Source organism: Amycolatopsis sp. NPDC003676, from assembly GCF_053587275.1.
In genome coordinates this window covers 82,633-92,596 of sequence record NZ_JBSFNS010000027.1, presented here as the reverse complement: position 1 = coordinate 92,596, position 9,964 = coordinate 82,633, and the positions used below count along the sequence as shown (strand labels likewise).

The 9,964-nt window shown below is 68.2% G+C and carries 11 protein-coding genes; 3 read left to right on the top strand and 8 right to left on the bottom strand.

The features are described 5' to 3' along the window. Positions 1 to 118: 118 nt before the first annotated feature. The 7 genes from ACWDNU_RS18640 to ACWDNU_RS18610 form a co-directional block, all read right to left on the bottom strand. Entirely contained in the window at positions 119 to 859 is a 741-nt protein-coding gene (locus tag ACWDNU_RS18640; RefSeq protein ID WP_449669763.1) for an amino acid ABC transporter ATP-binding protein, read from the bottom strand. Next, on the bottom strand, positions 856 to 1,596 hold the full coding sequence (locus ACWDNU_RS18635) for an amino acid ABC transporter permease (protein WP_449669762.1): 741 nt from the start codon (positions 1,594 to 1,596) through the stop codon (positions 856 to 858). The genes ACWDNU_RS18640 and ACWDNU_RS18635 overlap by 4 nt, the downstream gene beginning before the upstream one ends. Positions 1,597 to 1,600: 4 nt before the next feature. Then, the gene (locus ACWDNU_RS18630) at positions 1,601 to 2,362 is read right to left on the bottom strand and encodes an ABC transporter substrate-binding protein (RefSeq protein ID WP_237597572.1); all 762 of its coding nucleotides are present in this window, start codon (positions 2,360 to 2,362) and stop codon (positions 1,601 to 1,603) included. 20 nt (positions 2,363 to 2,382) lie between these two features. Continuing rightward, complete coding sequence (locus ACWDNU_RS18625) at positions 2,383 to 3,186, bottom strand: substrate-binding periplasmic protein (protein WP_182892769.1); 804 nt, start codon at positions 3,184 to 3,186, stop codon at positions 2,383 to 2,385. Positions 3,187 to 3,332: 146 nt separating this feature from the next. Next, positions 3,333 to 4,760 carry an adenylosuccinate lyase gene (gene purB / locus ACWDNU_RS18620; RefSeq protein WP_449669761.1) on the bottom strand — a complete coding sequence of 476 codons (1,428 nt, stop codon included), beginning with the start codon at positions 4,758 to 4,760 and terminating at the stop codon, positions 3,333 to 3,335. A 34-nt stretch (positions 4,761 to 4,794) separates the two neighbouring features. Beyond that, positions 4,795 to 5,943: a galactonate dehydratase gene (dgoD, locus tag ACWDNU_RS18615; protein WP_449669760.1), complete on the bottom strand. Its 1,149-nt coding sequence runs from the start codon at positions 5,941 to 5,943 to the stop codon at positions 4,795 to 4,797. 8 nt (positions 5,944 to 5,951) lie between these two features. Next, positions 5,952 to 6,632 carry an SDR family NAD(P)-dependent oxidoreductase gene (locus tag ACWDNU_RS18610; protein ID WP_449669759.1) on the bottom strand — a complete coding sequence of 227 codons (681 nt, stop codon included), beginning with the start codon at positions 6,630 to 6,632 and terminating at the stop codon, positions 5,952 to 5,954. Positions 6,633 to 6,712: 80 nt separating this feature from the next. Between ACWDNU_RS18610 and ACWDNU_RS18605 the strand changes: the two genes are divergently transcribed. The 3 genes from ACWDNU_RS18605 to ACWDNU_RS18595 are packed head-to-tail and all read left to right on the top strand — an operon-like array spanning position 6,713 to position 9,017. Continuing rightward, positions 6,713 to 7,327 (top strand): bifunctional 4-hydroxy-2-oxoglutarate aldolase/2-dehydro-3-deoxy-phosphogluconate aldolase, encoded by a 615-nt coding sequence (locus tag ACWDNU_RS18605; protein ID WP_370933160.1) that lies wholly within the window; start codon positions 6,713 to 6,715, stop codon positions 7,325 to 7,327. Continuing rightward, positions 7,324 to 8,310 carry a lactonase family protein gene (locus tag ACWDNU_RS18600; protein WP_449669758.1) on the top strand — a complete coding sequence of 329 codons (987 nt, stop codon included), beginning with the start codon at positions 7,324 to 7,326 and terminating at the stop codon, positions 8,308 to 8,310. Before ACWDNU_RS18605 ends, ACWDNU_RS18600 begins: the two co-directional genes overlap by 4 nt. Further along, positions 8,307 to 9,017: a FadR/GntR family transcriptional regulator gene (locus ACWDNU_RS18595; protein WP_449669766.1), complete on the top strand. Its 711-nt coding sequence runs from the start codon at positions 8,307 to 8,309 to the stop codon at positions 9,015 to 9,017. Before ACWDNU_RS18600 ends, ACWDNU_RS18595 begins: the two co-directional genes overlap by 4 nt. On the opposite strand, the gene ACWDNU_RS18590 is transcribed toward ACWDNU_RS18595, so the two are convergent. After that, positions 8,993 to 9,925: a GlxA family transcriptional regulator gene (locus ACWDNU_RS18590; protein WP_449669757.1), complete on the bottom strand. Its 933-nt coding sequence runs from the start codon at positions 9,923 to 9,925 to the stop codon at positions 8,993 to 8,995. The genes ACWDNU_RS18595 and ACWDNU_RS18590 overlap by 25 nt on opposite strands. Between the last annotated feature and the right edge of the window lie 39 nt (positions 9,926 to 9,964).

The following is a 9,964-nucleotide window of genomic DNA, read 5'->3' as shown; positions in this document are numbered from 1 at the left end:
GGGGTCGACGCGTACCTGGCCGAGCACGGGATCGGCACCGACTGGTTCGGCATCGCGTGGGTGAGTTCCCTCAGGGTTCCCCTCACGTACTTCGGCACCGCGCGACAGGCTCGGCGACTTACAGGACCTGCGACAAGAACTGCTGCAACCGAGGACTAGCCGGTGCCTCGAACACCTGCTCCGGCGTCCCCTGCTCCACGATCCGGCCCGCGTCCATGAACGCGACCTCGTCCGCCACACTCCGGGCGAAGCCCATCTCGTGGGTCACCACGATCAGCGTCAGGCCCCGCGAAGCCAGCCCGGCCATCAGGTCCAGGACGCCCTTCACCAGTTCCGGGTCGAGCGCGCTCGTCGCCTCGTCGAAGAGCATCACTTCCGGTTCCATCGCCAGCGCTCGGGCGATCGCCACCCGCTGTTGCTGGCCGCCGGACAACGCGGCCGGGCGGTACGGGGCCTTGTCGCCAAGGCCGACTTCCGCCAGGCGCGCCCGGGCGACCTCGATAGCGTCCTCTTTGGACAGACCGCGCACGCTGCGCAGCGGCAGCACGATGTTGTCCAGCACGCTTCGATGCCCGAAAAGGTTGAAGTGCTGGAAAACCATCCCGACGCGCTGGCGCAGCGCGTCGGGATCCGAGGCGATGACGCTTTCCCCGTCCAGCAGCAGGTCGCCGCTATCCGGCTCCTGCAGGCGGTTCACGCAGCGCAGCAAGGTCGATTTACCGGAACCGGACGGGCCGATCACGCACGTGGTGCTCCCGCTCGGCACCTTCAGGTTCACCCCGCGCAGGACCTCCAGCGTCCCGAATCGGACGTGGATGTCCTTCAGTTCCACCGAAGAAGAACGAATCGCTGTACTCATAACGTCCCACCCGCGAGCATTTCGTTGCTCTCCGCCGTCACCTTGCGGCCGGTCTGCAGCCGCTTGTCGATGTAGTTCACCAGGTGCGTCAGCGGAACCGTGATCACCAGGTAAACCACACCGGCGGCCACCAGCGGCGACAAGTTGCCCGTGTTGGCCGCGAGGTCCTGGCCAATCCTGAACAGTTCTCGTTGCGAGGTAAGGAAACCGAGGAAGTACACCAGGGTCGAGTCCTTCACCAGCGCGATGAACTGGTTCACCAGCGCGGGCAGCACCCGCCGAACGCCCTGCGGGATCACCACCAGCAGCATCGCCTTGGAGTAGCTCATGCCGAGCGCGCGGCTCGCCTCCAGCTGTCCTTTGTCGACGCTCTGGATGCCCGCCCGGAAGATCTCGCCGATGTACGCGGCGGCGATCAGGCTCAGCGCGGCGATGCCCAGCGGGTACGGGTTGTTGCCCACCACATTGCGGGCGAGCAGGCCGACGCCCTGACCGATCACCAGGATGGTCAGGATCGCGGGCAGCCCACGGAAAATGTCCGTGTACACCCGCGCCGGCCAGCGCAGCCAGCGTTTCGCGGACAGGCCCATCACCGCGAGCACCATGCCGAGCAGGGTCCCGATGACAGCCGCCGCCACCGAAAGGATCAGGGTGTTCAGCAGGCCGGTCTTGAGCAGGTCCGGGAAAACCTCCCAGATGTACTGCCAGTTCAGGAAAGTGTCGAAAAACTGATCCATCAGGCTACTTCGTCTTGAAATCCGCGGGAACCGGAATGCTCGGCTCGAACTGCTGGTGCACCTTCGCCCAGGTGCCGTCCGCGACGGCCTTCTTGATGCCGTCGTTCAGCTTGCCCAGCAGTTCGGTGTTGCCCTTCCGCACCGCGTATCCGTGCGGGATGCTGGTCGTGATCGCCTTCGTGACCTTCAGCTCGGGGTTCTTGGTCGCGTAGTCCTCCGCGGACACCTGGTCGAACACCGCGCCGTCGATCGCCGAGGACTTCAGCGCGCTCAGCGCCGCCGCGTCGTTCGGGAACCGGACCGCCTGCGCTTTCGGCGCGTTCGCGGCGAGCCAGGTGTCCGACACCGTGCCCTGCACCACGCCGATCCGCTTGCCGGTCAACGAGTTCTCGTCACTGATGCCCGCGCTCGCCTTCGCTTCGATGCCGAGCGACTGGTAGTTGTACGGATCGCTGAACGCCACCGTCTTCTTGCGCTCGTCGGTCTGCGCGATCGCCGAGCTGCCGATGTCGAACCGGCCGTTCGCGACGCTGCCGAGCAGCGCCGAGAAATCGGTCGCCACGAATTCCAGCTTCAGGCCCTCTTTCGCGGCGATATCCTTCAGCAACGCGTTGTCGAAGCCGGTGAATTCGCCGTTTTCCTGGTACGCGTTGGGCCGGGAATCGCTCAGCGTGCCGACTCGCAGGGTCTCGCCCGCGTCGCCACCGCACGCGGTGAGACCGGCGACCAGTGCCGCCGCGAAGGCGGTGACGATCAGTTTCTTCATGCCACCAGTGTGCCTGGGCATCAGGAGTTCGCCACCGGGAGGCCGGGGCCGCCCTTCTCCAGCTCCTTCGCGACCGGCGCCTCCTTGAAGAACTGCGCGTGCAGCCGGGCCGCGGTGCCGTCGGCGATCGCCTTGGCCAGTCCGTCGTTGATCTTCTTCAGCAGCTCGGGGTTCGACTTGGCGACCGCGAAAGCCGACGGGGTGTCCTTGTCCGCGACGGTGTAGCCGAATTCGAGCGGAATCGTCGGGTTCTGGTCGATGTACTTCTGGCCGATGTCCTTCGGCACGACCCAGCCGTCGAGACCGCCGGTCTTCAGCTGCGCGAAACCGGCGTTGTAGTCCGGGAACCGGACAACCTGCGCACCGGCGAGCTTGCCGGCGAACTCGTCCTGCACCGAACCCTGCACGACGCCGACCCGCTTGCCCGCGAAGGAGTTAGCGGCGGGCAGCGCGGCGCCCTTCTTGCTGACGACGGTCGTGTAGCTGGTGTCGTAGCCGTTGCTGAACGCCACGGTCTTCTTGCGCGCGGCGGTCGCGGAGATCGTTGAGCTGCCGATGTCGAGCTGGCCGCCGGCCACCTTCGCGAGCAGGCTGGAGAACTCGGTGCCGACGAAGTCGACCTTGAAGCCCTCGCGCTTGGCGATGTCCCGCAGCAGTTCGTTGTCGTACCCGGTGAACTGGCCGTTTTCGAGGTAGATGCTGGGCGGGGCGTCGGTGAGGGTGCCGACGCGCAGGGTCTCCCCGGAAGCGTCCGAGGATCCGCACGCCGTAAGGCCCGCGGTGGCGGCGACTACGACGGCGAGCGTGCTGAGGATCTTTCTCATGACTTCTTCCTGAATATCCGGCGTGCGCAGACAAGAAGCGCCAGGCCGCGGGGTGGCGGCCTGGCGCTTCCGGGGTTCGGCACGAAGACTAAAAGCTTCGCCCGATCGAGTAATGCCGTCTCAGCACGTGGACGACGTGCGCGCACTCACAGAATCGGCTGCGGCGCGTACGCCGCGGCCTCCGGGAATCGCTTGAGCACGTCCTCGACGCGCGCTGCGACCTCTTCGACCTGGCGCGGGGCGACACCGGTGAACGAGATCCGGTCGGCGAGGAGTTCGTCCAGGTCAGCGCGGTCGAGCGGGAGGCGTTCGTCGGCCGCGAGCCGGTCGAGGAGGTCGTTCTCCGCGCCGCGTTCACGCATCGCGAGGGCGACCCCGACGGCGTTCTCCTTGATGGCCTCGTGAGCCGTCTCACGCCCGACGCCCCGGCGCACCGACGCCATGAGCACCTTCGTGGTCGCGAGGAACGGGAGATAGCGATCAAGCTCACGCTCCACGACGGCCGGGAACGCGCCGAATTCGCCGAGCACGGTGAGGAAGGTTTCGAGCAGGCCGTCGAGCGCGAAGAACGCGTCCGGCAGCGCGACGCGGCGCACCACGGAATCCGAGACGTCGCCCTCGTTCCACTGGTCGCCGGCCAGTTCGCCGATCATCGACAGGTAACCGCGCAACACCACCGCGAGACCGTTCACGCGCTCGCACGAGCGGGTGTTCATCTTGTGCGGCATGGCCGACGAGCCGACCTGGCCCGGTTTGAAGCCCTCGGTGACCAGCTCGTGCCCGGCCATCAGCCGGATCGTCTTGGCGAGGCTGGACGGCGCGGCGGCGAGCTGGACCACAGTGGACAGCACGTCGAAGTCGAGCGAACGCGGGTACACCTGCCCGACGCTGACGAACCGGTTGCCGAAGCCGAGGTGCTCGGCGATCCGGGATTCCAGCTGGTCCAAAGTGGACTCGTCGCCGAGCAGGTCGAGCATGTCCTGCGCGGTGCCGACCGGGCCCTTGATGCCGCGCAGCGGGTAGCGCTCGATCAGGTTGTCCAGCCGCGAGAACGCGACGAGCAGCTCGTCGGCGGCGGTCGCGAAGCGCTTGCCGAGCGTGGTCGCCTGCGCGGCGACGTTGTGCGAGCGGCCGGCCATCACCAGGTCGGAGTGCTCGACGGCGAGCGCGGCCAGCCTCGACAGCACCGCGGCGACGCGGCCACGGACCAGCTCCAGCGAGCGCAGCTGCTGCAACTGCTCGACGTTCTCGGTGAGGTCGCGCGAGGTCATGCCCTTGTGCACGTGCTCGTGCCCGGCGAGGGCGTTGAACTCCTCGATCCGGGCCTTCACGTCGTGCCGGGTGACGCGTTCGCGCGCGGCGATCGAGTCGAGGTCGACCTGCTCGACCACGCGCTCGTAGTCGTCGAGGACGCCGTCGGGCACCTCGACGCCCAGTTCGGCCTGAGCCCGCAGCACGGCGAGCCACAGCCGCCGCTCGAGCACGACCTTGCGTTCGGGCGACCAGAGCGCCACCAGCTCAGGCGAGGCGTAGCGGGCGGCGAGCACGTTCGGAATGCTGGGCTTGAGCGTCACGGGGCCACGATACCTGCGCAGGTCAGCGGGGCGGTCACCACTCCGTGAGGCTGCCGTCGGGGAGGCGCCACACTGGGGATCGCCAGGCATGGCCGGTCTCGTCGGCTCGGCGGACGGCCTCCTCGTCCACCTCGATACCGAGACCAGGCGCAGTCGGCCGTGCGGCATACCCGTCGACGAAGCGGAACAGTGCGTCATCGGCGAGATACGCGACCGGCTCGCGGCCATCGTGATAGTGCATGCCCAGGCTTTGTTCCTGGATCAGGAAGTTCGGCGTCGCGAACGCCACCTGCAGCGCGGCGGCCAGCGAGATCGGGCCGAGCGGGCAGTGCGGGGCGAGGTTCGCGCCGTACACCTCGGCCAGCGCGGCGATCCGGCGCAGCTCCGAGATGCCGCCCGCGTGCGACGGGTCCGGCTGCACCACGGCGACGCCCGCGTCCAGGACCGGTTTGAACTCCCAGCGCGAGAACAGCCGTTCCCCGAGCGCGATCGGGACCGTCGAGGCTTCGACCACCGACCTCACCACGTCGGCGGACAGTTCCGGCAGCACTGGCTCCTCGACGAACATCGGCTGTACTTCTTCGAGCATCTTCACCAAGCGTCGCGCCATCGCGGGCGAGACGCGGCCGTGGAAGTCGATCGCCAGGTCCCGGTCGGGGCCGAGCGCTTCCCTGGCCTCTCGCGCGCGGGCCAATGCCGCCTGAGCCTCGGCCGGAGTGGCGATCGGCCCGAGAGGACCGGCGACATTCATCTTCACTGCGGTAAAACCACGCTCTACCTGCGCGGACACCGCGTCGAAGATCCCCGACGGACGGTCGCCGCCGACCCACGAGTACACCCGCACGCGATCGCGCACCGGTCCGCCGAGCAGTTCGTGCACCGAGGCGTTCCGCGCCTTGCCCGCGATGTCCCACAGCGCCTGGTCGAACCCGGCGAGCGCGCTGGACAGCACTGGACCGCCGCGATAGAAACCGCCGCGCCGCAGCACCTGCCAGTGGTCCTCGATACGCAGCGGATCCTTCCCGATGACCAGCTCGGCCAGCTCGTGGACGGCCGCGCGGACAGTCCCGGCGCGGCCTTCCACGACCGGTTCGCCCCAGCCGCTGATGCCCTCGTCGGTGCTGACCTTCAGGAACAACCAGCGCGGCGCGACGAGGAAAGTCTCGATCCCGGTGATCTGCACTTCGTCTCCTAAGCAGAATCTTTCGCGGCCGACCAACCGCCGTCGACGGTCAGCTCGGCGCCCGTGACGAACGACGCCGCGGGCGAGAGCAGAAACGCGATCACCGCGGCGATTTCGGCCGGGTCGCCGAGCCGTCCGGCGGGCGTCGCGCGGACGCTGCGTGCGCGGTCTTCCGCGCTGACCCGGCACCATGCCTCGGTCTCGACCGGGCCGGGAAGCACCGAGTTCACCCGCACCTCTGGCGCGTACTCCACGGCCAATTGCCGGGCCAGAGACACCAAAGCGCCTTTGCTGGCCGCATAAGCTGGGTGGCCGGGCAAGCCGAATCGCGCGTGTACGGAGGAAACCAGCACCACCGAGCCGCGCCGAGAGCGCAGCGAAGGCAGGCAGGTCCGGACGGCCAGGTACGACGCGGTGAGGTTCACGTCCAGTTGCCGTTGCCATTGCGCGCGGTCGGTTTCGTGCAGTGGGCCCAAAGTCGGCAGATACGCGTTGCTGACCACGGCGTCGACTTCGCCCACGAGATCGAGAACGCGTTGCCACGTCTCATCTTCGGTCACGTCGCCTTGCACGCCGCCGGGCACCGGGGCGAGGTCGACGCCGACCACCCGGTAGCCGTCAGCTTCGAGACGGAGGGCGGTCGCGGCTCCGATCCCGGACGCCGCGCCGGTCACCACGGCAGTGCGCATGGTTCGGAAGCATGCACGGACGCCCGCGAGCCCGTCAAGAATAATTAGTAATTTATAATTTGCCTGCTAGGCTGGCCGGCATGGGATACCGGTGGGAGATCACGCGCGAAGCAGTGCGCCAGGGCGTCGTCGGGATCGTGCGGACAGCGGACGCCGCCTCGGCCGTCGCCGCCGCGCGGGCAGTACTCGACGCCGGGTTGAAGTCGGTCGAGGTCCCGCTCACGAACGCGGGTGCGCTCGTCGCGATCGAGGAGCTGGCCGCCGCGTATCCGGACGCCACGATCGGGGCGGGCACGGTGCTCGACGAGTCGTCCGCGACGGCCGCGATCCGGGCAGGGGCCCAGTTTCTCGTGTCGCCGTCGCTGCACACCGAGGTATTGCGTACCGCTCATCGGTACGGCGTCGCGGCGCTGCCGGGCACCGGTTCGGTCACCGAAATCGTGCGCGCGATGGAGGAAGGTGCTGACGCCGTAAAGGTTTTCCCGGCTTCCGCGCTCGGCCCGCAGTGGATTAAGGACGTGCGCGCGGCGCTTCCGCAGGCCCCGCTGGTGCCGACGGGTGGAATCGCTCCCGAGGACGTGCCACGCTGGCTCGACGCGGGCGCGGTCGCCTGCGGGATCGGGTCGGCGCTGACCCGTGGTTCGACTGAGGACATCCGGGCCAGAGTGGCCGCATTGGTGAGGGAGAGCTCGTGAGCGACGTCGTACTCGTCGGCTGCCGTACCGCCGAAACCGGCGGAAACGGCACGGGAATCGCGGTTTTCCGACGCTCCGGCGGCGAGCTGACGGCGGAATCGACGTTGCCGATGGTGTCGCCGACCTGGCTGACCCAGCATCCCGCGCTGCCGATGGTGTACGCGACCAACGAGACGAGCTACGGCGAGGTCACCTCCGTTTCGGTCGCCGACGGCCTGGTCGCGCTCGACGTGGTCGAATCCGGCGGGGCCAGCCCCTGTCACCTCGCGGTGACGCCGAACGGCCGGTTTCTGTTGTGCGCCAACTACGGCGGCGGCAGCCTGGCCGTGTTCGCCTTGCGCGAGGACGGCCGGATCGACCGCCGCACCGACCTGGTGCAGCACACTGGGAGCGGTCCGCGCGCCGACCGGCAGGAAGGCCCGCACGTCCACATGGCGGTGTCGTCAGCGGACAGTTCCGTGGTGAGCGCCGTCGATCTCGGCACCGACGAGATCCGCAGCTACACCCTGTCTCCGGAAGGAAAGCTGACTCCGCTGGCCGTTTCGTCGCTGCCGCCGGGAACGGGGCCGCGCCAGCTCGTGCGCGGCGCGGACGGAATCGCTTACGTGGCAGGAGAACTGTCCGGCGAGCTGATCACGATGCGGGAGACTTCGCCGGGAGAGTTCGAGTTCGTCGCGGCGACTCCGGCGACCGCGGCAGGCGGCGAATCCCTGGTGGCACACCTGGAAGTGCTCGATTCCGGGATCTACCTGTCGAACCGCGGTCCGGAATGCATCACGTCGTTCGCCGGAGATCCGCTGCGCGCGACCGCCGATCAGCCGTGCGGCGCGTACCCGTGGAACTTCGCCGTGGCGGACGGAACGTGCTACACCGCCGCGTTCCGAGACGACGTCATTTCCGTTTTTCCGTTGAAGGACTTGGGAAACGCGGAGGTCCGCAAATATCCGACCGGCTCGCCGACGTGCGTGCTCCCGCTACGGTGACCGACCATCGCCCTCGCGGTCTGCACGGCCAGACCGTGGAAACGCTCGCCGCACGCATTCTGTCCGGCGAATGGCGCGAGGGCACGGTGCTGGACCTTCCCGCGCTGCGCGAGGAGCTGGACATCAGCCTCACCGCGTTGCGTGAAGCGTTGAAGGTGTTGGCAGCAAAGGGAATGATCGGCGCGCGACAGAAGCACGGCACCTTTGTGCAACCGCGCGAGAACTGGCAGCTTCTCGACGCCGACGTCATGCGTTGGCAAACTACCGCACGCGGAAACGCCGGCCTGCTGGACGAATTGGCCGAGGTCCGCGCTGTGGTCGAGCCCGCCGCGGCGCGGATGGCTGCTGAGCGGGCGACCGCTGAAGACCTTGCCGCGCTGGCGTCCGCGCTCGACGCGATGGTGGAAGCACCGGATCTGGAGGCGAGTGTCGAGGCGGATCTGGCGTTCCACCGCGGCCTGTTGACCGCCGCGCACAACAACTTCCTGCTCCAGATCGAACGCGTCATCGCGATCGGCCTGGCGGAGCGGGACAAACTCGTCCACAGTGCCGGTCCCACCGACGATCCGGTGCCGAGCCATCGCCGGGTGCTGGACGCCATCGCCGCGCACGACCCGGTCGGCGCGGAGACCGCGATGCTGGAGCTGCTGGTGAAATCCGCCGCCGACGCCAAGAGGACAGGTCAGGAAGTGAAAGCCCGCCGGTAAGCCGTCGGCGTGGTTCCGAGCGTCCGCCGGAAGTGCAGCCGCAGGTTGGCCGGGGTGCCCAGACCGCAGTCCCGCGCCACCCGGTCCACTGAATGATCCGTGGACTCCAGCAGTTCCCGAGCTTTGCCGAGCCGCGCGTTGAGCAGCCACTGCAACGGCGTCGTCCCGGTTTCCTCGGCGAACCGGCGCAGAAAAGTCCGCTGCGACATCTCCGCGTGCCGGGCGAGCAGGCGGATGCTGAGCGATTCGTCCAGTCGCTGCAACGCCCATTCCCGCGTGGCGGACAGCGAAGCGTCGCCAGCGTCCGCGAGCGGAGTGGGGACGTACTGCGCCTGGCTGCCCTCCCGATGCGGAGCGGCGACCAGGCCGCGCGCGATCCGATTCGCGACCGCGGCGCCCAGGTCGCGGCGCACGATGTGCAGGCACAGGTCGATGCCGCAGCAGACGCCAGCCGAGGTGAGCACGTCGCCTTCATCGACGTAGAGGACATCCCGATCGACCTGGACCGCTGGGTATTCGCGCTCGAATTCGTCGATGTATTCCCAATGCGTCGTGGCGCGCAGGCCGTCGAGAATTCCGGCCGCGGCCAGCGCGAACGCGCCGGTGCAGATGGACACCACCCGCCGGCCGCGGTCGCGCGCCTCGGCCAGCAGTTCGACCGCCGCTTCCGGGGTCTCCCGGATCGGGTCGTAGCCCGGCACGATCACCGTGTCCGCCGCGCGCAGTTCCTCGATCCCGCCTTCGGCCGCCAGTTCGAACCCGGCGCTGGTGGCGACTTTCGGGCCGAGCGCGCACAACGTCATCTCGTAGTGCGTTTGCGGCCGCGCGTGAAACACCTGCGCCGGAATCGCCAGGTCGAGCGGGAGAACCCCGTCCAGCGCCAGCACCGCGACTCGATGCACCGTCATGGCAAGATTCTATCGAAGTACGGCAAACTTGCCACTCAC

What these genes read in the sequence shown, in the direction of transcription:
- ACWDNU_RS18605 (WP_370933160.1), top strand. Translation starts at nt 6,713, where the DNA reads ATGGGATACCGGTGGGAGATCACGCGCGAAGCAGTGCGCCAGGGCGTC.
- ACWDNU_RS18625 (WP_182892769.1), bottom strand. Translation starts at nt 3,186, where the DNA reads ATGAGAAAGATCCTCAGCACGCTCGCCGTCGTAGTCGCCGCCACCGCG.
- ACWDNU_RS18635 (WP_449669762.1), bottom strand. Translation starts at nt 1,596, where the DNA reads ATGGATCAGTTTTTCGACACTTTCCTGAACTGGCAGTACATCTGGGAG.
- ACWDNU_RS18590 (WP_449669757.1), bottom strand. Translation starts at nt 9,925, where the DNA reads ATGACGGTGCATCGAGTCGCGGTGCTGGCGCTGGACGGGGTTCTCCCG.
- ACWDNU_RS18610 (WP_449669759.1), bottom strand. Translation starts at nt 6,632, where the DNA reads ATGCGCACTGCCGTGGTGACCGGCGCGGCGTCCGGGATCGGAGCCGCG.
- ACWDNU_RS18640 (WP_449669763.1), bottom strand. Translation starts at nt 859, where the DNA reads ATGAGTACAGCGATTCGTTCTTCTTCGGTGGAACTGAAGGACATCCAC.
- ACWDNU_RS18630 (WP_237597572.1), bottom strand. Translation starts at nt 2,362, where the DNA reads ATGAAGAAACTGATCGTCACCGCCTTCGCGGCGGCACTGGTCGCCGGT.